Genomic DNA, 22,149 nt, shown 5'->3' with positions numbered 1-22,149 from the left:
CAAATCCCGCGCATATCCCGCTGATCATGACCGAGCTTTCTCAGATCCGAAACTTCTCCATCGTGGCGCATATCGACCACGGCAAGTCCACTCTGGCCGATCGGCTGATCCAGCTGACCGGAACCGTCGCCGAGCGCGAGATGAAGGACCAGATCCTGGACAACATGGATATCGAGCGCGAGCGGGGCATCACGATCAAGGCTCAGACGGTGCGCATCGAATATCCGGCGAAGGACGGGAAGACCTATATCCTGAACCTGATCGACACGCCGGGCCATGTGGACTTTGCCTATGAGGTTTCGCGCTCCATGCGCGCGGTCGAGGGCAGCCTGCTGGTCGTGGACGCAACCCAGGGCGTCGAGGCGCAGACCCTGGCCAATGCCTATCAGGCGATCGATGCCGACCATGAGCTGGTGCCGGTGCTGAACAAGATCGACCTGCCCGCCGCCGACCCCGAGCGCGTCAAGGCCGAGATCGAGGACGTCATCGGCATCGATGCAAGTGACGCGATCCCGATCAGCGCCAAGACGGGGCAGGGCATTCCCGACGTGCTCGAGGCGATCGTGCATCGCCTGCCCGCGCCCAAGGGCGACCGGAACGCGCCGCTGAAAGCGATGCTGGTCGACAGCTGGTACGATCCCTATCTGGGTGTTGTCGTCATGATTCGGGTCATCGACGGCGTGATCCGCAAGGGCGATCGGATCAAGATGATGCAGACCGGCGCCGTCTATGGCGTCGACAAGCTGGCCGTCCTGAAGCCCAGGATGGTGGATATCCCCGAACTGGGACCCGGCGAGATCGGCGTGCTGACGGCTTCGATCAAGCAGGTGCGCGACACGCGCGTGGGTGATACGATCACCCATGAAAAGAAGCCTTGTGATGCGCCTCTGCCTGGCTTCAAACCGTCGATCCCGGTCGTCTTCTGCGGCCTGTTCCCGGTCGATGCCAACGATTTCGAGGATCTGCGCGACGCGATCGAGAAACTGGCGCTGAACGACGCCTCCTTTACCTTCGAGATGGAGACCTCTGCCGCGCTGGGCTTTGGCTTCCGCATGGGTTTCCTGGGGCTGTTGCACCTTGAAGTCGTGCGTGACCGGCTGGAGCGCGAATACGGGCTGGACCTGATCACCACCGCGCCTTCGGTCGTCTACAAGATCCACATGCGCGACGGGACGGTACGCGACCTGCACAACCCCGCGGACATGCCCGACCTGACCCATATCGATCACATCGAGGAGCCGCGCATCAAGGCCACGATCATGGTGCCGGACGACTATCTGGGCGACGTGCTGAAGCTTTGCCAAGATCGCCGCGGCATTCAGCTGGACCTGACCTATGCGGGCAACCGGGCGATGGTGGTCTATGACCTGCCCTTGGCCGAGGTCGTGTTCGACTTCTACGATCGCCTGAAATCGGTGACCAAGGGCTATGCCAGCTTCGACTACCAGATGATCGGCTACCGCGAGGACAATCTGGTCAAGATGCAGATCCTGGTGAACGAAGAGCCCGTGGATGCTCTGTCGATCATGGTGCATCGCGATCGGGCCGAGGCGCGCGGCCGCGTCATGTGCGAAAAGCTCAAGGAGCTGATCCCGCGACACATGTTCAAGATCCCGATTCAGGCTGCGATTGGTGGCCGGGTGATCGCGCGCGAAACCATCCCCGCGTTGCGCAAGGACGTGACCGCCAAGTGCTATGGCGGTGACGTCACGCGCAAGAAGAAGCTTCTGGAGAAACAGAAGGCGGGGAAGAAGAAGATGCGCCAGTTCGGCAAGGTCGAGATCCCGCAGCAGGCATTCATCAACGCGCTGAAGATGGACAATTGATCTGCGGCCGATCCTTGAATGCAAAACGCCCGGGCCTTGATCGCGCCGGGCGTTTTCCATTCCGCCTGGCGGGCACCTAGCCGCCGGTGTGACTCATGTGGCGGCTGACCTGGCCCTTCACGCCCTGACGGGAATAGTCGAAGTCGTGCCCCTTGGGCTTGCGCGCAATGGCTGCGCGGATCGCCTGTTCCAGCAGGGCATCATCCACCGATGCCCGCAGGGGCGCGCGCAGATCGGCGCGATCTTCCTGGCCCAGGCACATATACAGCTCGCCCGTACAGGTCACGCGCACGCGGTTGCAGCTTTCGCAGAAATTGTGGGACAGCGGCGTGATGAACCCGATCTTCTGGCCCGTTTCCTCGACGCGGACATAGCGCGCGGGCCCGCCCGTGCGTTCGGCCAGGTCGGTCAGAGCGTGACGCTGTTCGATCCGCGTACGAAGATCCTGCAGCGACCAGTACTGGCCCAGCCGGACCTCTTCTCCCATCTCGCCCATCGGCATGACCTCGATGAAGGTCAGGTCGAAACGCTGTGCCGCGCACCAGTCGATCAGCGGGAACAGTTCGTCCTCGTTGAAGTCCTTCAGCGCAACGGTATTGATCTTGATCTTAAGCCCCGCGCGCTTGGCGGCCTCGATCCCGTCCAGCACCTGCTGCAATCGGCCCCAGCGCGTGATCTTCTGGAACTTCGCCGGATCCAGCGTATCCAGCGAAACGTTCACCCGCCGGACCCCGCAGGAATACAGATCGTCGGCAAAGCGGCCCAGCTGCGACCCGTTCGTGGTCAGCGTCAGTTCCTGCAAGGCGCCGCTGTCCAGATGGCGCGACATGCCGCGGAAAAAGGTCATGATGTCGCGCCGTACAAGCGGTTCGCCGCCCGTGATGCGCAGCTTGCGCACGCCCAGCCGGATGAAGGTCGAGCACAGGCGGTCGAGTTCTTCCAGCGTCAGCAGATCCTTCTTGGGCAGGAACTGCATGTGTTCCGCCATGCAATAGGTGCAGCGGAAGTCGCAGCGGTCCGTCACCGAAACGCGCAGGTAGGAGATCGGCCGAGCGAATGGATCTATCAGCGGGGTCATGCGACAAACAGTAGAAGCGGGGCGTCTCCCCGACAAGGAGAATCGGCACTTTCGGTTGCGACCTATTCGCCCGGCTTGCCCCTGACGAAGGCCGCTGCGCGCTCTGGATCGTGGCGTTTCAGGCGCGCCAGCCATGTCTGGACCGCGTGGCGTACCTCGCGGCTTGGATCCGCTCTCAGGCGCATGGCCCATTCCAGGGCGCGCTCGCGGATCACGATATCCGCGGGTTTGGGATGAGTCATCCGTGCCCAGGGCTGCGTCATCAGAAAGGCGGCGCGGCGGGTGAAGCCACGCGGCGCGGCAATCCAACGTTCGACCTCGTCCATACGGTCGGGCAGGGCGATCAACCGCCGCTCCCCCACCGCAGCGACGGCATCAGCCAGGTCGCGCCGGTTGATCACGGGCAGCCAGGTACGGACCCGCTCCCAGACGGCCGTGTCATCGTCAAGCCGCGCCTGCGTCAGCAGTTTCGCGGCAGCGATCCGCGCTTCGGCAAATCGCTGCTGCCAAAGGGCATCGGCCAGCCGCAGCCGCGTGCCCAGATCAAGGCTTTGGCGCCAGCCGCGCGCGCAGGTATCCAGGGCCGCGGCCGGAACGCCCAGTTCGTGCCGCCCCGGCGCGGCGTCTTCGGGAACCAGTGCCGAAAGTTGCGCCAGAGCCTGTTCCGGCGTCATTCGACGGTCACCGATTTGGCAAGGTTTCGCGGCTGGTCCACATCCGTGCCCTTCGCCACGGCTGCATGATAGGCCAGAAGCTGGGCCGGAACGGCATAAAGGATCGGCGCAAGCTCGGGCGCCACCTCGGGCATGACCAGGCTGCGCCAGGTGCCGTCGGCGGCCGCGTTCTCGCCCTCGCGGTCGGTGATCAGAACGACCTTGCCGTGCCGGGCCATGACCTCCTGCATGTTCGACACGGTCTTGTCGAACAGCCTGTCGCGCGGCGCCAAGACGATGACCGGAACAGTCTTGTCGATCAGCGCGATGGGGCCATGCTTCAGTTCGCCCGACGCGTAACCTTCGGCGTGGATATAGCTGATTTCCTTGAGTTTCAGCGCCCCTTCCATCGCCAGCGGGAACATCGCCCCGCGGCCCAGGAACAGGACATCCTGTGCCTCGGCCACGCTTTCGGCGATGCGGGCGATTTCGCTCTCGCTGCCAATTGCCTGGTTCATCAGGCCGGGCAGGCGGTTGAGGGAATCGAGAAGCTGCCGCAAGCGGTCCTGATCGATCGTGCCGCGATCAAGTCCGGCCTTGAGCGCCATCAGGAACAGGACCGCCAATTGGCAGGTAAAGGCCTTGGTCGAGGCAACGCCGACTTCCGGCCCGGCCATGATCGGCAATGCCAGATCGGACTCGCGCGCCATGGTCGAGGTTTCGACATTTACGACCGAAATGACGCGCGCGACACGCCCCCGGCAATAGCGCAGCGCGGCCAGTGTATCGGCGGTTTCGCCCGACTGGCTGACGAAGATCGCGAACGACCGCTGCGGCAGGGGCGGCTCGCGATAGCGGAATTCCGAAGCGATATCGACCTCGCAGGGCAGGGCGGCCAGCGTCTCGAACCAGTATTTGGCGATCTGGCAGGCATAGAAGGCCGTGCCGCAGGCCACCAGCGTCAGCCGGTCAAGGCTGCTGAAATCAAGCGTCTCGGGCAGGTTCAGGCGTTCACCGGGCACGTAATGGCGCAGGGCATCGGCAAGCACCACGGGCTGTTCGGCGATTTCCTTGGCCATGAAATGCTTGTAGCCGCCCTTTTCGATGCGCGCGGCATCGATGCTCACCTTGACCGGTTCGCGCGTCACCGGCTGGTCCTGCGCGTCGAAGATCTCGACACCGCTGCGGGTGATGAAGGCATGGTCCCCCTCTTCCAGATAGGTGATGCGGTCGGTGAGGGGGGCCAGAGCGATGGCATCGGAGCCCACGAACATTTCACCCTGCCCATGACCGATGGCCAGAGGCGACCCCTGCCGTGCCGCGATCAGCAGGTCGTCTTCGCCTTCGAACAGGAACAGCAGGGCAAAGGCGCCGCGCAGGCGATGGATCGTCCTGCGGGCGGCTTCGCGTGGGGGCAGGCCCTGATCCATGTAATGCCGCGCGAGAAGGGCGACGATTTCGGTGTCGGTATCGGTTTCGCAGCGCAGGCCGTTGGTGGCGAGTTCCTCGCGCAGCTCGCGAAAGTTTTCGATGATGCCGTTATGGACGACGGCGACGGGACCCGACACATGCGGATGGGCGTTGCCCAGCGTCGCGGCCCCGTGCGTGGCCCAGCGCGTATGGCCGATGCCAACCTTGCCGGGCAGAGGTTCGTGCACCAGAAGGTCCGACAGGTTCACCAGCTTTCCCACCGCGCGGCGACGATCCAGGCGGCCATTGTTGACCGTCGCGATCCCAGCCGAATCGTAGCCGCGATATTCCAGTCGTTTCAGAGCCTCGACCAGAATCGGGGCGGCTTCGTGGTTGCCCAGTACTCCGACGATACCGCACATGTCAGTTCAGCTCCCGCCGGGCCGCGCGGGCGGCCTTGGCTTTCTTGAGTTTCTCGACAAGGCGCGTGGCAAAGCCCGGCTTGTTTTCCTGACGCGCGCGGGCGATGGCCAAAGCCTCGGCAGGCACGTCCTGCGTGATCACCGATCCAGTGGCCGTGAATGCGCCCGCGCCGATACGCACGGGGGCCACAAGCATCGTGTCCGATCCGATGAAGGCGCGCGCACCGATTTCGGTGCGGTGCTTCATCACCCCGTCATAGTTGCAGGTGATCGTACCCGCGCCGATATTCGTGTGCTCGCCCACATGGGCATCGCCCAGATAGCTGAGATGGCCGACCTTGACGCCTTCGTCGAGGATTGCGTTCTTGATCTCGACGAAATTGCCCACATGCACATCCTCGGCCAGTTCCGCGCCGGGACGCAACCGGGCGAAAGGCCCGACCGTCGCCCCGCGCGAGATGTGGCAACCCTCGAGATGACAGAAGGCGCGGATCTCGGCCCCGGATTCGACCGTCACGCCGGAACCGAAGACGACATTGGGGCCAACGATGGCGTCGCGGCCGATGACGGTATCGAACGCGAAGAACACGGTTTCAGGTGCGGTCAGCGTGACGCCGTTCTCCAGCGCCTCGGCCCGGGCGCGCGCCTGGAACAGGGCTTCGGCGCGGGCAAGCTGGCTGCGGGTATCGACGCCCAGGACCTCGTCTTCCTTGCACATCACGACGGCCGCCTGGGCACCTCTGGCCCGGGCCAGGGAAACCAGGTCGGTCAGATAGTATTCTCCGGCCGCATTGTCGTTCTTCATCTCTGCCAGCAATTCGGCCAGAAGCGGGTATGACACCGCCATCATGCCGCCATTACAAAGGCTTATGGCGCGTTCTTCATCTTTTGCATCCTTGAATTCGACGATGCGCTCAAGACCCCGATCCGAGGTGATCAGCCGGCCGTAGCGGCGCGGGTCGGCCGCGTGAAAGCCCGTGATCGCGATCTCGGCGGGGTTGTCGGCCAGCGCCTGCAGGGTTTCGGGCCGAACCAGCGGCGTGTCGCCGTACAGGATGATCACCCGTCCGCTGAAACCTTCCAGCGCGGGCAGCGCCTGTGCCACGGCGTGACCGGTGCCCAGCTGTTCCGTCTGGCGCACGCAGATGGCGGCTTCGTCGAATTCGCGCACCGCTTGCTCGACCTGCTCGGCCTCGTGCCCAGTGACGACGATCGTGCGATCGGGCTCGATCTGGGCGCCTGCGCGCATCGCGTGAGCGAGGACAGGCGCCCCCGCCAGCTTGTGCAGGACCTTCGGCAGGTCCGAGTTCATGCGTGTGCCCTGGCCCGCGGCCAGAATGACAAGTGCGGTGGATCTGCTCATGAATTCGTCTTCCCTTGGGGTTGCGCAGGTTTTACCCATGACCCGGCGGGTCGCAAGGGGTGGCGGCATCACATCTCCTTACGCCAGGTTACAGCAGGAGAGAAACATGGGAACGATCGTCTTCGATCTGGATGGAACACTGGCCGATACCTCGGCCGATCTGATCGCGGCGGCGAACGCCTGTTTCCGGCGCAGGGGGCATGGCGATGTACTGGATCCGGTGGCGGATGCATTGACGGCCTTTCATGGCGGGCGCGCGATGCTGCGGCTGGGCTATCGGCGGCTGGGTATCGGTGGCGAGGCCGAGGTCGAGGCGGATTATCCCGTCCTGCTGCAGGCCTACGAAGAGGGTATCGCCAATCATACGCAGCTGTATCCCGGAGCAGCCGAGGCGGTCGAGGCGCTGCTGCGCGCGGGGTATCGCACCGCCATCTGCACGAACAAGCCCGAACGGCTGGCACGTATCCTGCTGCGGCATCTGGGAGTGCTGGACCTCTTCGGCGCGCTGGTGGGGGCCGACACGCTGCCCGTGCGCAAACCCGATCCGGCGCCGTATCGGCGGGCGGTTGATGTGGTGGGCGGGGATGTTGCGCGGTCCTTCCTGATCGGCGACACCGAGACGGATCTTCTGACCGCTCGCGCGGCGCGCGTCCCGGTCGTCATGGTGTCCTTCGGGCCAGAGGGGCCGGGAATCGCGCGGCTGAACCCGGATGCAATGCTTGACCATTTCGACGGGCTGGGGGCGCTTGCCAAGCGGATTCTTGCCTGAGCCATTCCTGGCCATCGGCAGGCTTCTGCGCGCGACGGGTGCCTTCCGGTCGGCTTCTTGTCTGCGCGCTACGCCCCGAACAGGGTTCCGGCTGCTGACAGGAGATCTGCCAATGTCCCGCCTGACCCTTCTCGCGCTGTTTGCGATCAGCCTGATGATTCCCGCCCTGGCCGAGCACGTCGCTGCCCGCCGCCTCGGCAATGTCGATGTGGGCGCCTTCGAGATGGCGTGGACCGCCTTCCCGATCCTGCTGGCGGCCATTTTCGCGCATCGTCGCCGGGCCGCCTTGCTTGGTGTGGCGGCGTTTGGCGCGCAAGCGGTTTTCTGGTTCTGGAGCGCCATGTCCGGCCATATCGCGAGTCTGGGTCACGGCGCGCCCGATCTGACGGTCTTCATCGTGCCGCTGGTATTCGGGCTGATCATCGTCATGGGCAGCGAAACGCCTCCGCGGCGCACGAAATTGCGCTTCTGAAGGCGTCTCGCGCCGGCATTCTCTACTGTGCGGCGTCGAAGAGCGGCACCGTCGAGATCGACATCTTGCCCGAACCCTGGGTCAGTTCGTTGGCATGCGCCAGATAGATCAATGTGCGATTGCGTTCGTCGTAGATCCTTGTGACCCTCAGCGACTTGAAGATCAGCGAGGTCCCCTCCGAGAAGATCTTCTCGCCGTTCCTGTCGCGGTCGATGTCGCCGATCTCGATGGGGCCGGTCTGGCGGCAGTCCAGTGCCGACCACGACGGATCCTCGAACCAGTTGCCCTGGCTCAGCCGGTCGATGATCGAGCGGCTGAAATAGGCCACATGGCAGGTTACGCCCTTTACGCCAGGGTCGGGAATGGCCTCGATGATGATATCGTTGCCGACCCAGTCCACGCCGACCTTGCCGACGACTTCGGCATGCAGAGGCCATGCGAACAATGTTGCGGCTGCGGCAAGCAGCAGGGGTTTTGCGGGCATCGTGTGCTCCTGAATTCATCGCGTGCGGGGTGCCACCCTGCCACAACCCCGAACGGGGCCAAAGTGTTCCGTCGTGTCGCTTGACCCGACTCGGCGCGCGGCGTATGAATTGAACGTATGTTCAGTTCTGGCGGGAGGGGCCATGTTCACCGCATCCATGAACTTTCACCTTGGCGACGAGATCGAAGCGCTGCGCGAGATGGTGCATTCCTGGGCGCAGAGCCGGGTCAAGCCGCTTGCGGTCGAGATTGACCGCAAGAACGACTTTCCCGCCGAGCTGTGGCGCGAGATGGGAGAGCTGGGCCTGCTGGGCATCACCGTTCCCGAGGAATATGGCGGCGCGGGGATGGGCTATCTGGCCCATGTCGTCGCGGTCGAGGAAATCGCCCGCGCTTCGGCCTCTGTCAGCCTTTCCTATGGCGCGCATTCGAACCTGTGCGTCAATCAGATCAACCTGAACGGAACGGATGCGCAGAAGCGCAAGTATCTGCCTCCGCTGATTTCCGGCGAACATGTGGGCGCGCTGGCCATGTCCGAGACGGGCGCGGGCTCGGATGTCGTGTCGATGAAGCTGCGGGCCGAAAAGCGCAATGGTTACTATGTGCTGAACGGCACCAAGTTCTGGATCACCAACGGCCCGGACGCCCAGACGCTGGTCGTCTATGCCAAGACCGATCCCGAGGCGGGTGCCCGCGGCATCACCGCCTTCATCGTCGAAAAATCGATGAAGGGATTTTCGACCAGCCAGCATTTCGACAAGCTGGGCATGAGGGGCTCGAACACGGCCGAGCTGATCTTCGACGATGTCGAGGTGCCCTTCGAAAACGTTCTGGGCGAGGAAAATCGCGGCGTCGCGGTGCTGATGTCGGGGCTGGATTACGAACGGGTCGTATTGTCCGGGATCGGTCTGGGCATCATGGCCGCCTGCATGGACGAGATCATGCCCTATCTGGCGACCCGCAAGCAGTTCGGTCAGCCGATCGGCAACTTCCAGCTGATGCAGGGCAAGATCGCCGACATCTATACCGCGATGAACTCGGCCCGTGCTTATGTCTATGCGGTTGCGGCATCCTGCGACCGGGGGCAGGTGACGCGGCAGGACGCGGCGGCCTGTGTGCTTTACGCCTCGGAAGAGGCGATGAAGGTCGCCCATCAGGCGGTGCAGGCCATGGGCGGCATGGGCTTCATGAACGAAACGCCGGTATCGCGGCTCTTCCGGGATGCCAAGCTGATGGAGATCGGCGCAGGCACCAGCGAGATTCGCCGCATGCTGATCGGGCGCGAGCTGATGAAGTCGATGGAGTAGGGGGATGAAACTCGCCTCCTCGGATCTTACTGGGTCAGAGACGTTCCGCGCCAATCGTGCGGCGCATCTGGCGATGATCGAAACCGTTGCCCGGGCCGCTGCGCATGCCGCGGCGGGGGGCGGCGAGAAGGCGCTTGCCCGGCATGTGTCTCGGGGCAAGATGCCGCCGCGCGAGCGTGTCGCCAACCTGCTTGATCCCGGATCGCCCTTTCTGGAGATCGGCGCGACGGCGGCGCATGGGATGTACGATGGCGCCGCCCCCTGCGCGGGCGTGATTGCCGGCATCGGCCGCGTCATGGGGCAAGAGGTCATGGTGGTGGCGAACGACGCCACCGTGAAGGGCGGCACCTATTACCCGATGACCGTCAAGAAGCACCTGCGCGCCCAAGAGATTGCCGAGCAGAACCATTTGCCCTGCATCTATCTGGTCGATTCCGGCGGCGCCAACCTGCCCAACCAGGACGAGGTCTTTCCCGACCGGGATCATTTCGGGCGCATCTTCTATAATCAGGCGCGGATGAGCGCGGCTGGCATTGCCCAGATCGCCGTCGTCATGGGCTCGTGCACGGCGGGTGGGGCCTATGTGCCGGCCATGTCCGATGTCTCGATCATCGTGCGTGAGCAGGGTACGATCTTCCTGGCCGGTCCGCCGCTGGTGAAGGCGGCCACGGGCGAGGTGGTCAGCGCCGAAGAACTGGGCGGGGGCGATGTGCATACGCGCTTGTCCGGCGTTGCCGACTACCTGGCCGAGGACGATGCCCACGCCTTGGCGCTTGCGCGCCGCGCTGTCGCCCAGCTCAATCGTCGCAAGCCGCAGACGGTTGTGCTGCAATCGCCTGAAGATCCGGCCTATGACCCCGAAGAGATCCTTGGTCTGGTTCCACCCGATCTGCGCACCCCCTATGACATACGCGAAGTCATTGCCCGCATCGTTGACGGGTCGCGGTTCGACGAATTCAAGCCGCGCTACGGTGAAACTCTTGTCACGGGATTTGCCCATGTCATGGGGATTCCCGTCGGGATCGTGGCCAACAACGGCGTTCTGTTTTCCGAATCCGCCATCAAGGGCGCGCATTTCATCGAATTGTGCAGCCAGCGCGGGATACCACTGGTCTTTCTGCAGAACATCACCGGCTTCATGGTCGGCCGGAAATACGAAAACGAAGGCATCGCGCGGCACGGCGCCAAGATGGTGACCGCGGTCGCCACCACCTCGGTGCCCAAGATCACGATGATCGTGGGCGGCAGCTTCGGGGCCGGCAATTACGGCATGGCCGGGCGCGCCTATTCGCCCCGTTTCCTGTGGACCTGGCCGAATTCACGCATCGCGGTGATGGGCGGGGAACAGGCCGCGGGCGTTCTGGCCACCGTCAAGCGCGACGCGATCGAGCGCCAGGGTGGTCGTTGGAGCGCCGAGGAGGAAGCCGAATTCAAGCGCCCGACGATCGAGATGTTCGAACGACAATCCCACCCGCTTTATGCCAGTGCGCGCCTGTGGGATGACGGGATCATCGACCCCCGCAAGAGCCGCGAGGTGCTGGCCCTGTCGCTGTCGGCCGCGCTGAATGCGCCGATCGGACCAACACGCTTTGGCGTGTTCCGGATGTAGGGCCAATGGTCATGATTGTTCGGGGGCAAGGCTGATGTTCGACAGGATCCTGATCGCCAACCGGGGCGAGATCGCCGTGCGCATCATTCGCACCTGTCGCAAGTTGGGGATCGGCACCGTGGCGGTCTATTCGGATGCCGACGCGGATGCGATGCATGTCGCGCTGGCCGATGATGCGATCCATATCGGTGGTGCACGCCCGGCCGAAAGCTATCTGCGTGGCGATGCGATCATCGCCGCTGCGCTGCAAGCCGGGGCGCAGGCGATCCATCCGGGCTATGGCTTCCTGTCGGAAAATCCCGATTTCGTGCAGGCCGTCGCGGATGCGGGGCTGACATTCATCGGCCCTTCGGCCGATGCGATCCGGGCGATGGGGCTGAAGGATGCGGCCAAGGCGCTTATGGAACGGGCCGGCGTGCCCGTCGTCCCGGGCTATCACGGCGACAATCAGGACCCCGAACATCTTTTCGGCGCGGCCGAAGCGATCGGTTGGCCGGTCTTGATCAAGGCCGTCGCGGGCGGCGGCGGCAAGGGCATGCGTCTGGTCGAGCGCCCCGAGGACTTTCTGTCCGCGCTGGAATCCGCTCGGGGCGAGGCGCAGACCGCCTTTGGCAACCCCGCGGTCCTGATCGAGAAATACATCCGCAAGCCGCGCCATGTCGAGGTCCAGGTCTTTGGTGACGGCCGCCGTGCCGTGCATCTGTTCGAACGCGATTGTTCCCTGCAACGCCGCCACCAGAAGGTGATCGAGGAGGCCCCGGCGCCCGGCATGACGCCCGAGATGCGCGCCGCCATGGGGCAGGCGGCCGTGCGCGCCGCCGAGGCAATCGGATACAGCGGGGCGGGGACGGTCGAGTTCATCGTGGACGGGTCCGAGGGTCTGCGGCCGGATCGGTTCTGGTTCATGGAGATGAACACCCGGCTGCAGGTCGAACATCCAGTGACCGAGGCCATAACGGGCATCGACCTTGTCGAATGGCAGCTGCGCGTCGCGGCCGGCGAGCCGCTGCCCCTGGATCAACAGCAGATTTCCCTGTCCGGCCACGCCTTCGAGGCGCGGCTCTATGCCGAGGACGTAGCCGCGGGCTTTCTGCCCGCGACCGGTCGGATCGACCATCTGTACTTCCCCGAGGACGCGGACGGAATTCGCGTCGATACCGGCGTCCGGGCAGGCGACAGCGTCAGCCCCTGGTATGACCCGATGATCGCCAAGATCATTGCCCACGGCCCAACGCGCGAGATCGCGCTTGCACGGCTGCGCCGTGCGCTTGGCCGGACAGAGGTCGCGGGGCTTGTGACCAACCTGTCTTTCCTGCATGCGCTGAGCGCACATCCCGGTTTTGCGCGTGGCGAGGTCGATACCGGGCTGATCGGCCGGGACCTTGCCGCGCTGACCGCGACGCCTGAACCCGATCCGCGCATCCTGTCGCTGGCCGCGATCGCTGCCGCCGGGCTTGCCGATGGCGGTGCGCCGCTTTCAGGATTTGCGCTCTGGGCCCCGCTGCGCCGCCACGTCGCCTTTGGAAACCACGCCGCCCAGATCGAGGTCCTGGCCCCGGGCCATATCCGCGTGTTCCTTGACGATCATGCGTCTGAGTGCCGGCTGAGGGGGGATCGCTGGTGGATCGATGGGCGGCCTCTGGATATTCGCATCGTTTCCGATGGCGCGCGGGTCAGCCTGTTCGATGCGCAGGGCGGCGTCCACCACTTCGACATTCCCGACCCGCTTGCGCGCGCTTCCGAGGGCGCGACGGAATCCGGGCTGACGCTGTCGCCCATGCCGGGCGTCGTAAAGGCTGTCTTCGTCGAAACCGGACAGCCGGTATCGCGCGGCGATCGTCTGGCCGTGCTGGAGGCCATGAAGATGGAACACACGCTGCACGCGTCCTGTGACGGCATCGTGGCCGAGATCCTTGCCGCGCCCGGGACGCAGGTCGAGGCAGGTGCGGCCCTGGTCCGTATCGAGCAGGAGCAGAGCGCATGATCCGCCTGCATCATGTCCCCTTCACGCGGTCCTTCCGCGTGCTCTGGCTGCTGACCGAGATGGGGCTGGACTTCGAGATTGTCCCATACGCGATTCCCGACGGCTCTCTTCGTCGGCCGGACTTTCTGGAAAGATCGCCGGCCGGGCGTGTCCCCGCGCTCGAGATCGATGGCCTGACGCTGTTCGAAAGCGGCGCGATCACGGAATATCTGTGCGAGACGCGTCCCGAACATGGCTTTGGCCGCGGGCCTGGTCATCCTGAACGGCCCCGTTTCCTGGAATGGATCCACTATGCCGAGACGATGGCGCATCTGATCGCCAATCTGAACATGCAGTGGGTCTTTCTGCGCGACCCCTCGATGCGTTCGCCGACCCTGATCAAACTGGATACGCGGCGGCTGGAACTGACGCTTCGCCCGCTGGATCGGGTCCTGGGCCAGCAGGACTGGCTGCTGGCCGGCGGCTTTTCGGGGGCCGACACGATGATGGGCTACAACCTGTTGGCGGCCCCGCATTTCGTGCGGTTCGATCCGTGGCCGAACATCCGCGCGTATCTTGCACGCTGTGCCGATCGCCCTGCCTTTCGCGCGGCGCGCGAACGCGATGGCGGCGCGAACTTCTATGACCGCGACTTCTACGAGCTGACCGATGCCTGAATACGTCGAAATCGTCGAGGTCGGCCCGCGCGACGGGTTGCAGAACGAACCGCGCTTCATACCGACGGAAGACAAGATCCGCCTGGTCGATTGTCTTTCGCAGGCGGGATTTCGGCGGATCGAGGTGGCGAGCTTCGTCAGCCCGAAATGGGTGCCGCAGATGGCAGATGGCGCCCAGGTCCTGGCCGGTATCCGGCGCGTGCCGGGCGTACGCTATGCGGCGTTGGCGCCGAACCTGCGCGGTTATCAGTCTGCGCGCGCAGCGGGCGCGGACGAGGTGGCGATATTCGTCTCTGCCTCGGAAGGTTTCAGTCGGGCCAACCTGAATTGCTCGATTGCCGAAAGCCTCGAGCGTCTTGCCCCCGTGGCCGCGGCCGCGCAGGACGATAGTATTCCCTTGCGCGGCTATGTCTCGGTGGTGACGGACTGCCCGTATGACGGGCCGGTCGCGCCCGCCTCGGTGGCGCAGGTTGTCGCTGCGTTGCGCGAACTGGGCTGTGCCGAGGTCTCGCTGGGCGACACGATCGGCCAGGGCAGGCCCGAGACCGTGGATGCGATGCTGCAGGCGGTCTTGCAGGAGATGCCGGCCGAACGTCTGGCCGGGCATTTCCACGACACGGCCGGCCGGGCGTTGGCCAATATCGATGCGGCGCTGGAGCGCGGTTTGCGGATTTTCGATGCCGCCGTCGGGGGCCTGGGCGGCTGCCCCTATGCGCCCGGAGCCGCGGGCAATGTCGCAACCGAATCCGTCGCCGCACATCTGGCGCGGCGAGGTTTTGAAACGGGGCTGGATCTGGGGCTGGTGGAACGGGCCGCCGTCATGGCGCGCGCCATGAGGTCCAGAGGGCAGGAGCAAGACACATGACCTTCGAGACAATACGCGTCGAATGCGATTCGCGTGGCATCGCGCGCCTGGTGCTGGACCGACCTCAGAAGCACAATGCCCTGTCCGCGCAGATGATCGCCGAGATTGCCCAGGCGATCGACGCGCTGGGCTGCGACGAGTCGGTTCGGGTCGTGGTTCTGGCGGGCGAAGGCCCCAGCTTTTGCGCGGGCGGCGACCTGGGCTGGATGCAACAGCAGATGCGGGCCGACGGTCCGACCCGCGCGGCCGAGGCGGGCCGCCTTGCCGCGATGCTGGGGGCGGTCAATCGCTGTCCCCGCCCCGTGATCGGGCGTGTCCACGGCAATGCGTTTGGCGGCGGGATCGGGCTGATCTCGGTTTGTGACGTGGCCGTGGGGGTCGATGATGCGCGTTTTGGCCTGACAGAGACTCGGCTTGGCCTGATTCCCGCGACCATCGGTCCTTATGTTGTGGCCCGCATGGGCGAATCCATGGCGCGACGAGTCTTCATGTCGGGCCGTCTGTTCGGGGCCGAGGAGGCCGTGCAGCTTGGACTGCTGGCGCGGGTCGTGGCGCCCGGCGATCTCGACGATGCCGTGGATGCCGAGATCGAACCCTACCTTTCCTGCGCGCCGGGCGCAGTCGCCGAAGCCAAGGCGCTGGTCAGACGCCTTGGCGCACCGATCGACGATTCGGTCGTGGCGATGACGATCAAGGCCCTGGTTCAGCGCTGGGAAAGCGCCGAAGCTGCCGAGGGAATCGCGGCCTTCTTCGAAAAGCGCGCGCCCAGCTGGAAGCGCGGTCCAACACAAGGCTGACGGCTCCTGACAGCGCGGGGCGGGCAGCGGCATGAAAATACACCGTGTCTCGGCGCGGCTCTTTGGGCGCGGCTTCGGTTGACCATCAGGGGAGGCAGGAGTAAACGAGGCACAGCCACGTCACATGCCGGCCTCGTTGTCGCGCATGCAACAGGGGAGCCATCATGGAAGATCTTCTGCGCGAATACCTTCCCGTTCTCATCTTTCTGGGAATGGCGCTGGCGCTGGGGCTGGTGCTGATCCTTGCCGCTGCGATCATCGCGGTCCGCAACCCCGACCCCGAAAAGGTGTCGGCCTATGAATGCGGCTTCAATGCCTTTGACGATGCGCGCATGAAGTTCGATGTGCGCTTCTATCTCGTTTCGATCCTGTTCATCATCTTCGATCTCGAGGTCGCCTTCCTGTTCCCCTGGGCGGTCGCGTTCAAGGATGTCTCGATGGTGGGCTTCTGGTCTATGATGGTGTTTCTGGCCGTCCTGACGGTCGGCTTTGCCTATGAATGGAAGAAGGGGGCGATGGACTGGGCTTGATGCCCCATCGCCGCCGGGCGCGGGCGATTCCTGCGTCAGTTGAACCAAGGAAGCGGGCCCGGTCGTATATCTGACGGGGACTTGCTGCGAGGAGTGGACATGAGCGTCTCGACCAACCTGTATTCGGCCGGCCCCGATCGTGAGGTGGCCACCCAGGCGCTGAACCGCGAGCTGCAGGACAAGGGATTCCTGCTGACCACGACCGAGGACATCATCAACTGGGCCCGAAACGGCAGTCTTCACTGGATGACCTTCGGTCTGGCCTGCTGCGCGGTCGAGATGATGCACACCTCGATGCCGCGCTACGACCTTGAACGTTTCGGTACGGCGCCGCGCGCATCCCCGCGTCAATCGGACCTGATGATCGTTGCCGGGACGCTGACCAACAAGATGGCGCCCGCCCTGCGCAAGGTCTATGACCAGATGCCCGAGCCGCGCTATGTGATCTCGATGGGATCGTGCGCCAATGGCGGGGGCTATTACCATTACAGCTATTCGGTGGTGCGCGGCTGTGACCGCATCGTGCCGGTGGACATCTATGTGCCCGGCTGTCCGCCGACCGCCGAAGCGCTGCTTTACGGCATCCTGCAATTGCAGCGCAGGATCCGCCGCACCGGCACGCTGGTTCGTTGAGGAGACCGGGACATGGCGCAAGACCTTCAGGAACTGGCCGCGCATCTGGAGCTGAAACGCCCCGATGACGTGATCGAGACGCGGATCGCTCATGATGAGCTGACCGTGACGGTCGCGACCTCGCGGATCGTCGATTTCGTCGAGTTTCTTCGCAACGATGCGACGTGCCGTTTCACGACGCTGGTGGACATCACGGCCGTGGACTATCCCGAGCGGGTCCAGCGCTTCGATGTCGTGTACCATTTCCTGTCGATGCAGCAGAACGCGCGAATCCGCGTGCGGCTGCATGTGCGCGAGGACGAGATGGTGCCCTCGATCACGTCGGTTCATCCCTCGGCCAACTGGTTCGAGCGCGAGGTATTCGACATGTTCGGGATCATCTTCTCGGACCATCCCGACCTGCGCCGGATCCTGACCGATTACGGCTTTCGCGGCTTTCCCCTGCGCAAGGATTTCCCGACCACCGGTTATACCGAGGTGCGCTATGACGAGGCGCTCAAGCGCGTGGTCTACGAGCCCGTGAAGCTGACCCAGGAATACCGGCAATTCGACTTCATGTCGCCCTGGGAGGGCGCGCAATACATCCTGCCCGGCGACGAAAAACAGGGGGCGAAATGATGGACGGCTCCAAGGGTTTCGAGGACGCGCTGACCGGTGAACAGCGCATCCGCAATTTCAACATCAACTTCGGGCCCCAGCATCCGGCGGCGCACGGCGTTCTGCGCCTTGTGCTGGAGCTGGACGGCGAGGTTGTCGAGCGGTGCGACCCCCATATCGGGCTTCTGCACCGTGGCACCGAAAAGCTGATGGAAAGCCGCACCTATCTGCAGAATCTGCCCTATTTCGACCGGCTGGATTATGTCGCGCCGATGAACCAGGAACATGCCTGGTGTCTGGCGATCGAAAAGCTGTGCAAGGTCGAGGTGCCGCGTCGCGCCCAGCTGATACGGGTGCTGTATTCGGAAATCGGGCGGATCCTGAACCACCTGCTGAACGTGACCACGCAGGCCATGGACGTCGGCGCCCTGACCCCGCCGCTCTGGGGCTTCGAGGAGCGCGAGAAGCTGATGGTCTTCTATGAGCGCGCCTGTGGTGCGCGCCTGCATGCGGCCTATTTCCGGCCCGGCGGCGTGCATCAGGACCTTCCGCCGGATCTGATCGACGATATCGAGGAATGGGCGCACGCCTTCCCCAAAGTGCTTGACGACCTCGAGGGATTGCTGACCGAGAACCGCATCTTCAAACAGCGTAACGTCGATATCGGTGTCGTGACGCCGGAAGACGCGCTGCGCTGGGGCTATTCTGGCGTGATGGTGCGTGGATCGGGCATGGCGTGGGATCTTCGTCGCGCCCAGCCCTATGAGTGCTACAACGAATTCGACTTCAAGATCCCCGTCGGCAAGAACGGCGACTGCTATGACCGCTACCTTGTCCGCATGGCCGAGATGCGCGAGTCGACCAGGATCATCCTTCAGGCGATCGAAAAACTTCGTGCACCCGACGGACAGGGCGACGTGCTGGCCCGGGGCAAGATCGCTCCGCCGCGCCGGCGCGACATGAAGACCTCGATGGAGGCGCTGATCCATCACTTCAAGCTTTACACCGAGGGCTTCCACGTGCCCGCTGGCGAGGTCTATGCCGCCGTCGAGGCGCCGAAGGGAGAGTTCGGCGTCTACCTTGTCGCCGACGGCACCAACAAGCCCTACCGCGCAAAGTTGCGCGCGCCGGGCTTCCTTCACCTGCAATCCATCGACTGGATGGCCAAGGGCCACATGCTGGCCGACGTGGCCGCGATCATCGGCACGATGGACGTCGTTTTCGGGGAGATCGATCGCTGATGCTTCGCCGTCTTCATCCGGTTCAGCCGGAAAGCTTTGAATTCACACCCGCGAACCTGGAATGGGCCCGCGCGCAGATCTCGAAATATCCCGAAGGCCGCCAGGCCAGCGCGATCATTCCGCTTCTGTGGCGCGCGCAAGAGCAGGAGGGCTGGCTGACCCGTCCGGCGATCGAATATGTCGCCGACATGCTGGGCATGCCCTATATCCGGGCGCTGGAGGTTGCGACCTTCTACTTCATGTTCCAGCTGCAGCCCGTTGGCAGTGTTGCACATATCCAGATCTGCGGCACCACGTCCTGCATGATCTGCGGGGCCGAGGACCTGATCCGGGTCTGCAAGGAAAAGATCGCGCCCACGCCTCATACATTGTCTGCCGACGGCAAGTTCAGCTGGGAAGAGGTCGAATGCCTCGGGGCCTGCGCCAATGCGCCGATGGCCCAGATTGGCAAGGACTATTACGAGGATCTGACGGCCGATCGTCTGGCCGAGATCATCGATGAACTGGCGGCGGGCAAGGTCCCCGTTCCGGGGCCGCAAAACGGTCGCTATGCGTCCGAGCCCAAATCGGGGCTGACCACGCTCAAGGACCATGCCGAAGGCCGCGCGCCTTACAATGCCTCGGTGCAACGCGCCGTGGATCTGGGAGACACGGTAAAGCGCATTGACGGAACCGAGGTTCCGATCCTCACGCCGTGGCTGGGCAAGGGCGGCACGGCGTCGCGCCCTGAACGGCCCGAGCCTGGCGCGCAGAAGAACGAACCCAAGCCCGCAAAGGGCAAGCCCGTCGACGAAACCGGTGTGACCGTACAGCAGGCACGGGCCGAGTCGGTTGCAAAGCCGGAACTGTCCGACGGCGTCGTGGGCACCCGGCCTCCGGCGCTGGAAGGTCCCCGCGACGGCAGGCCGGATGATCTGAAACAGATCAAGGGCGTGGGGCCGAAGCTCGAGGAATTGCTGCACAGCCTGGGGATCTGGCATTTCGACCAGATCGCAAGCTGGAGCGAGGCCGAACTCGCCTGGGTGGATGATCATCTGGATGGCTTCCGCGGCCGGGCAACGCGCGACCGGTGGATCGAACAGGCGCGCATTCTGGCCGAAGGCGGCGAAACCGAGTTTTCGAAGCGCGTGGAAGAGGGCGACGTTTACTGAATGTAAGACTCATCGACGAGATCGGGGAAATGGGGAATGCCTGACCATCACAGCACGAATTGCCGCAGGAATGCCTGGGCCGTGGCGATCGCCGCGGGCCTGCTGCTGGCATTGATGCTGTTGCTGGTTCCAAAGATGGGCTTCCTGCTTTCGGTCCTGCTGGGTGCCATTCTGGCAATCGTATTGGGATTGTTCCTTGTCTGGGCATTTTGCAACCCGGTGGACGAGAATGATGCGGTGACATACTCCGCATCGTCCGTGGCGCAGGATGCAGCAGGCAGTGCATCCTCGGAAGAACCCGAAAACCCGCAGGGGACATCGGGTGCTGCGGCGACCTCTGAAGGCGTGGCGCAGGCTGAGGCGCAGGACCCGCTTTTCGCCTCCTCGACCCTTGAAGGGGCAATGGCACGAGGCAGCGAGGAGCCGGTCGGATCGGCCGAATTCCTGCCTGCGCCAAGGGATGGGAACGCCGATGACCTGAAGAAGATCAAGGGCATCGGGCCCAAGCTTGAAACCCTGCTGAACGAGCTGGGCGTGTGGCACTTCGACCAGATCGCTGCATGGACCGCACGCGATATCGCCGAGGTGGATGAAAAGCTGGGCGCTTTCCGTGGGCGCATCACGCGGGATGAATGGGTACGTCAGGCGCGTCTTCTGGCGCGCGGCGAAGAGACCGCGTTCTCGGAACGTGTGGATCGGGGCGAGCTCTATCGAGGTGACGATGACGACGCCGTCTGAGCAGAACAAGGCGCTGGCGTGTCAGGGCAGGCTGGTTGCGGTGGTGATCGCCGCGACCATGGTGATCTGGCTTGCGGCGCAATGGATAGGTGGGCAGGCCGGCTGGCAGCCGCGCTATGCCTTCCTGTTCGACATGGCGGCAATTGCGGCGTTCATCTGGGCGCTGGCGGTGACATGGCGAATCTGGCGGCGGCAAAGGCGGCCCCTGGGGAATGAGGACAAGTGATGCTGAAAGATCAGGACAGGATCTTTACCAACCTCTATGGGATGCATGACCGTTCGCTTGCCGGCGCGCGCAAGCGCGGGCATTGGAACGGCACCAAGGAGATCCTGGCGCGCGGCCGCGACACCATCATCCAGCAGATCAAGGATTCGGGTCTGCGCGGGCGTGGCGGGGCGGGTTTCCCCACGGGATTGAAGTGGTCCTTCATGCCCAAGGAATCGGATGGTCGTCCGGCCTATCTGGTCATCAATGCCGATGAATCCGAACCCGGGACCTGCAAGGACCGCGAAATCATGCGCCACGATCCGCACACGCTGATCGAAGGCGCGCTGATCGCGTCCTTCGCGATGGGGGCGCATACCTGCTATATCTATATCCGCGGCGAATATATCCGCGAGCGCGAGGCGCTGCAGGCCGCGATCGACGAGGCCTATGAGGCCGGTCTGATCGGCAAGAATGCCTGTGGCTCGGGCTGGGATTTCGACCTTTTCCTGCACCACGGGGCGGGCGCCTATATCTGCGGCGAAGAAACCGCGCTTCTTGAAAGCCTCGAGGGCAAGAAGGGCATGCCGCGCATGAAGCCGCCGTTCCCGGCGGGTGCGGGCCTCTATGGCTGCCCGACGACGGTCAACAACGTCGAGTCGATCGCCGTCGTTCCGACGATCCTGCGGCGCGGTCCCGACTGGTTCGCCAGCTTCGGCCGTCCGAACAACTCGGGCACCAAGCTGTTCGCGATCTCGGGGCATGTGAACAATCCCTGCGTCGTCGAAGAAGCCATGTCGATCCCGCTCAAGGAGCTGCTGGAGCGGCATTGCGGCGGTGTGCGCGGGGGGTGGAAGAACCTCAAGGCCGTGATCCCGGGCGGTTCCTCGGTGCCGCTGTTGCGTGCCGAGCAATGCGATGACGCGATCATGGATTTCGACTGGCTGCGCGAGCAGCGTTCGGGCCTTGGCACGGCGGCGGTCATCGTGATGGACCAGTCCACCGACATCATCAAGGCGATCTGGCGTCTGTCGAAATTCTACAAGCATGAAAGCTGCGGCCAGTGCACGCCCTGCCGAGAGGGTACGGGCTGGATGATGCGGGTGATGGACCGTCTGGTACGCGGCGAAGCCGAGATCGAAGAGATCGACATGCTTCTGGACGTCACCAAGCAGGTCGAGGGCCACACGATCTGCGCGCTGGGTGATGCCGCGGCATGGCCCATCCAGGGGCTGATCCGCCAGTTCCGCGACGAGATCGAAGACCGCATCAAGGCGCGCAAGACGGGCCGCATCTCGGCTGTGGCGGCAGAGTGACGATGACGGGTAGCCCGACATATCGCGCGGCACCGATCGCCGGC

At 64.1% G+C, this 22,149-nt stretch carries 22 protein-coding genes; 17 read left to right on the top strand and 5 right to left on the bottom strand.

Annotated elements, in window-relative coordinates:
• Positions 1–26 precede the first annotated feature (26 nt).
• The gene (gene lepA, locus LV82_RS05225) at positions 27–1,826 is read left to right on the top strand and encodes a translation elongation factor 4 (protein ID WP_170063356.1); all 1,800 of its coding nucleotides are present in this window, start codon (positions 27–29) and stop codon (positions 1,824–1,826) included.
• Between the two features lie 76 nt (positions 1,827–1,902).
• Here lepA and moaA read toward each other — a convergent pair whose 3' ends face one another.
• The 4 genes from moaA to glmU form a co-directional block, all read right to left on the bottom strand.
• Positions 1,903–2,904 carry a GTP 3',8-cyclase MoaA gene (moaA, locus tag LV82_RS05220; RefSeq protein WP_104069667.1) on the bottom strand — a complete coding sequence of 334 codons (1,002 nt, stop codon included), beginning with the start codon at positions 2,902–2,904 and terminating at the stop codon, positions 1,903–1,905.
• A gap of 62 nt (positions 2,905–2,966) precedes the next feature.
• Positions 2,967–3,578 (bottom strand): DNA alkylation repair protein, encoded by a 612-nt coding sequence (locus tag LV82_RS05215; RefSeq protein ID WP_104069666.1) that lies wholly within the window; start codon positions 3,576–3,578, stop codon positions 2,967–2,969.
• Positions 3,575–5,389, bottom strand: coding sequence for a glutamine--fructose-6-phosphate transaminase (isomerizing) (gene glmS / locus LV82_RS05210; RefSeq protein ID WP_104069664.1), 1,815 nt, complete (start codon positions 5,387–5,389; stop codon positions 3,575–3,577). The genes LV82_RS05215 and glmS overlap by 4 nt, the downstream gene beginning before the upstream one ends.
• A gap of 1 nt (position 5,390) precedes the next feature.
• Positions 5,391–6,752 carry a bifunctional UDP-N-acetylglucosamine diphosphorylase/glucosamine-1-phosphate N-acetyltransferase GlmU gene (gene glmU / locus LV82_RS05205; protein WP_104069663.1) on the bottom strand — a complete coding sequence of 454 codons (1,362 nt, stop codon included), beginning with the start codon at positions 6,750–6,752 and terminating at the stop codon, positions 5,391–5,393.
• Between the two features lie 106 nt (positions 6,753–6,858).
• Here glmU and LV82_RS05200 point away from each other — a divergent pair, with 106 nt between their 5' ends.
• Positions 6,859–7,521: an HAD-IA family hydrolase gene (locus LV82_RS05200; RefSeq protein WP_104069661.1), complete on the top strand. Its 663-nt coding sequence runs from the start codon at positions 6,859–6,861 to the stop codon at positions 7,519–7,521.
• A 112-nt stretch (positions 7,522–7,633) separates the two neighbouring features.
• A complete protein-coding gene (locus LV82_RS05195; RefSeq protein ID WP_104069659.1) occupies positions 7,634–7,993 on the top strand; it encodes a hypothetical protein in 360 nt (119 codons plus the stop codon).
• Positions 7,994–8,015: 22 nt separating this feature from the next.
• Here LV82_RS05195 and LV82_RS05190 read toward each other — a convergent pair whose 3' ends face one another.
• On the bottom strand, positions 8,016–8,477 hold the full coding sequence (locus tag LV82_RS05190) for a CreA family protein (RefSeq protein ID WP_104069658.1): 462 nt from the start codon (positions 8,475–8,477) through the stop codon (positions 8,016–8,018).
• A 142-nt stretch (positions 8,478–8,619) separates the two neighbouring features.
• On the opposite strand from LV82_RS05190, the gene LV82_RS05185 reads away from it, so the two are divergent.
• The 14 genes from LV82_RS05185 to nuoF all read left to right on the top strand — a co-directional run bounded on the left by LV82_RS05185 (position 8,620) and on the right by nuoF (position 22,105).
• Positions 8,620–9,783: an isovaleryl-CoA dehydrogenase gene (locus tag LV82_RS05185; RefSeq protein WP_104069656.1), complete on the top strand. Its 1,164-nt coding sequence runs from the start codon at positions 8,620–8,622 to the stop codon at positions 9,781–9,783.
• 4 nt (positions 9,784–9,787) lie between these two features.
• On the top strand, positions 9,788–11,392 hold the full coding sequence (locus LV82_RS05180) for a carboxyl transferase domain-containing protein (protein WP_104069655.1): 1,605 nt from the start codon (positions 9,788–9,790) through the stop codon (positions 11,390–11,392).
• A gap of 34 nt (positions 11,393–11,426) precedes the next feature.
• The gene (locus tag LV82_RS05175; RefSeq protein ID WP_104069653.1) at positions 11,427–13,376 is read left to right on the top strand and encodes an acetyl/propionyl/methylcrotonyl-CoA carboxylase subunit alpha; all 1,950 of its coding nucleotides are present in this window, start codon (positions 11,427–11,429) and stop codon (positions 13,374–13,376) included.
• Positions 13,373–14,032, top strand: a complete 660-nt coding sequence (locus tag LV82_RS05170) for a glutathione S-transferase family protein (protein WP_104069652.1) — start codon at positions 13,373–13,375, stop codon at positions 14,030–14,032. The genes LV82_RS05175 and LV82_RS05170 overlap by 4 nt, the downstream gene beginning before the upstream one ends.
• Positions 14,025–14,897, top strand: coding sequence for a hydroxymethylglutaryl-CoA lyase (locus LV82_RS05165; RefSeq protein WP_104069650.1), 873 nt, complete (start codon positions 14,025–14,027; stop codon positions 14,895–14,897). The genes LV82_RS05170 and LV82_RS05165 overlap by 8 nt, the downstream gene beginning before the upstream one ends.
• Positions 14,894–15,694: a crotonase/enoyl-CoA hydratase family protein gene (locus LV82_RS05160; RefSeq protein WP_104069648.1), complete on the top strand. Its 801-nt coding sequence runs from the start codon at positions 14,894–14,896 to the stop codon at positions 15,692–15,694. The genes LV82_RS05165 and LV82_RS05160 overlap by 4 nt, the downstream gene beginning before the upstream one ends.
• Positions 15,695–15,858: 164 nt before the next feature.
• Positions 15,859–16,224 (top strand): NADH-quinone oxidoreductase subunit A, encoded by a 366-nt coding sequence (locus LV82_RS05155; RefSeq protein WP_104069647.1) that lies wholly within the window; start codon positions 15,859–15,861, stop codon positions 16,222–16,224.
• Positions 16,225–16,323: 99 nt separating this feature from the next.
• Positions 16,324–16,857: a NuoB/complex I 20 kDa subunit family protein gene (locus LV82_RS05150; RefSeq protein ID WP_104069645.1), complete on the top strand. Its 534-nt coding sequence runs from the start codon at positions 16,324–16,326 to the stop codon at positions 16,855–16,857.
• 12 nt (positions 16,858–16,869) lie between these two features.
• On the top strand, positions 16,870–17,475 hold the full coding sequence (locus LV82_RS05145; protein WP_104069643.1) for an NADH-quinone oxidoreductase subunit C: 606 nt from the start codon (positions 16,870–16,872) through the stop codon (positions 17,473–17,475).
• The gene (locus LV82_RS05140) at positions 17,475–18,695 is read left to right on the top strand and encodes an NADH-quinone oxidoreductase subunit D (protein WP_104069642.1); all 1,221 of its coding nucleotides are present in this window, start codon (positions 17,475–17,477) and stop codon (positions 18,693–18,695) included. The genes LV82_RS05145 and LV82_RS05140 overlap by 1 nt, the downstream gene beginning before the upstream one ends.
• Entirely contained in the window at positions 18,695–19,846 is a 1,152-nt protein-coding gene (locus LV82_RS05135) for an NADH-quinone oxidoreductase subunit E (protein ID WP_104069640.1), read from the top strand. Before LV82_RS05140 ends, LV82_RS05135 begins: the two co-directional genes overlap by 1 nt.
• A gap of 36 nt (positions 19,847–19,882) precedes the next feature.
• Positions 19,883–20,584 (top strand): endonuclease, encoded by a 702-nt coding sequence (locus LV82_RS05130; RefSeq protein WP_104069639.1) that lies wholly within the window; start codon positions 19,883–19,885, stop codon positions 20,582–20,584.
• Positions 20,568–20,810: a DUF5337 domain-containing protein gene (locus LV82_RS05125; protein WP_104069637.1), complete on the top strand. Its 243-nt coding sequence runs from the start codon at positions 20,568–20,570 to the stop codon at positions 20,808–20,810. The genes LV82_RS05130 and LV82_RS05125 overlap by 17 nt, the downstream gene beginning before the upstream one ends.
• Positions 20,810–22,105, top strand: coding sequence for an NADH-quinone oxidoreductase subunit NuoF (gene nuoF / locus LV82_RS05120; protein WP_104069636.1), 1,296 nt, complete (start codon positions 20,810–20,812; stop codon positions 22,103–22,105). Before LV82_RS05125 ends, nuoF begins: the two co-directional genes overlap by 1 nt.
• Positions 22,106–22,149: the final 44 nt, after the last annotated feature.

It is taken from the genome of Albidovulum inexpectatum (assembly GCF_002927635.1).
Lineage (GTDB): Bacteria > Pseudomonadota > Alphaproteobacteria > Rhodobacterales > Rhodobacteraceae > Albidovulum > Albidovulum inexpectatum.
The sequence above is the reverse complement of the archived record's forward strand: the minus strand, read 5'-3'. Positions and strand labels throughout refer to the sequence as shown.

Coding starts and splice junctions, on each gene's coding strand:
- lepA (WP_170063356.1), top strand. CDS start 27: ATGACCGAGCTTTCTCAGATCCGAAACTTCTCCATCGTGGCGCATATC.
- moaA (WP_104069667.1), bottom strand. CDS start 2,904: ATGACCCCGCTGATAGATCCATTCGCTCGGCCGATCTCCTACCTGCGC.
- LV82_RS05215 (WP_104069666.1), bottom strand. CDS start 3,578: ATGACGCCGGAACAGGCTCTGGCGCAACTTTCGGCACTGGTTCCCGAA.
- glmS (WP_104069664.1), bottom strand. CDS start 5,389: ATGTGCGGTATCGTCGGAGTACTGGGCAACCACGAAGCCGCCCCGATT.
- glmU (WP_104069663.1), bottom strand. CDS start 6,752: ATGAGCAGATCCACCGCACTTGTCATTCTGGCCGCGGGCCAGGGCACA.
- LV82_RS05200 (WP_104069661.1), top strand. CDS start 6,859: ATGGGAACGATCGTCTTCGATCTGGATGGAACACTGGCCGATACCTCG.
- LV82_RS05195 (WP_104069659.1), top strand. CDS start 7,634: ATGTCCCGCCTGACCCTTCTCGCGCTGTTTGCGATCAGCCTGATGATT.
- LV82_RS05190 (WP_104069658.1), bottom strand. CDS start 8,477: ATGCCCGCAAAACCCCTGCTGCTTGCCGCAGCCGCAACATTGTTCGCA.
- LV82_RS05185 (WP_104069656.1), top strand. CDS start 8,620: ATGTTCACCGCATCCATGAACTTTCACCTTGGCGACGAGATCGAAGCG.
- LV82_RS05180 (WP_104069655.1), top strand. CDS start 9,788: ATGAAACTCGCCTCCTCGGATCTTACTGGGTCAGAGACGTTCCGCGCC.
- LV82_RS05175 (WP_104069653.1), top strand. CDS start 11,427: ATGTTCGACAGGATCCTGATCGCCAACCGGGGCGAGATCGCCGTGCGC.
- LV82_RS05170 (WP_104069652.1), top strand. CDS start 13,373: ATGATCCGCCTGCATCATGTCCCCTTCACGCGGTCCTTCCGCGTGCTC.
- LV82_RS05165 (WP_104069650.1), top strand. CDS start 14,025: ATGCCTGAATACGTCGAAATCGTCGAGGTCGGCCCGCGCGACGGGTTG.
- LV82_RS05160 (WP_104069648.1), top strand. CDS start 14,894: ATGACCTTCGAGACAATACGCGTCGAATGCGATTCGCGTGGCATCGCG.
- LV82_RS05155 (WP_104069647.1), top strand. CDS start 15,859: ATGGAAGATCTTCTGCGCGAATACCTTCCCGTTCTCATCTTTCTGGGA.
- LV82_RS05150 (WP_104069645.1), top strand. CDS start 16,324: ATGAGCGTCTCGACCAACCTGTATTCGGCCGGCCCCGATCGTGAGGTG.
- LV82_RS05145 (WP_104069643.1), top strand. CDS start 16,870: ATGGCGCAAGACCTTCAGGAACTGGCCGCGCATCTGGAGCTGAAACGC.
- LV82_RS05140 (WP_104069642.1), top strand. CDS start 17,475: ATGGACGGCTCCAAGGGTTTCGAGGACGCGCTGACCGGTGAACAGCGC.
- LV82_RS05135 (WP_104069640.1), top strand. CDS start 18,695: ATGCTTCGCCGTCTTCATCCGGTTCAGCCGGAAAGCTTTGAATTCACA.
- LV82_RS05130 (WP_104069639.1), top strand. CDS start 19,883: ATGCCTGACCATCACAGCACGAATTGCCGCAGGAATGCCTGGGCCGTG.
- LV82_RS05125 (WP_104069637.1), top strand. CDS start 20,568: ATGACGACGCCGTCTGAGCAGAACAAGGCGCTGGCGTGTCAGGGCAGG.
- nuoF (WP_104069636.1), top strand. CDS start 20,810: ATGCTGAAAGATCAGGACAGGATCTTTACCAACCTCTATGGGATGCAT.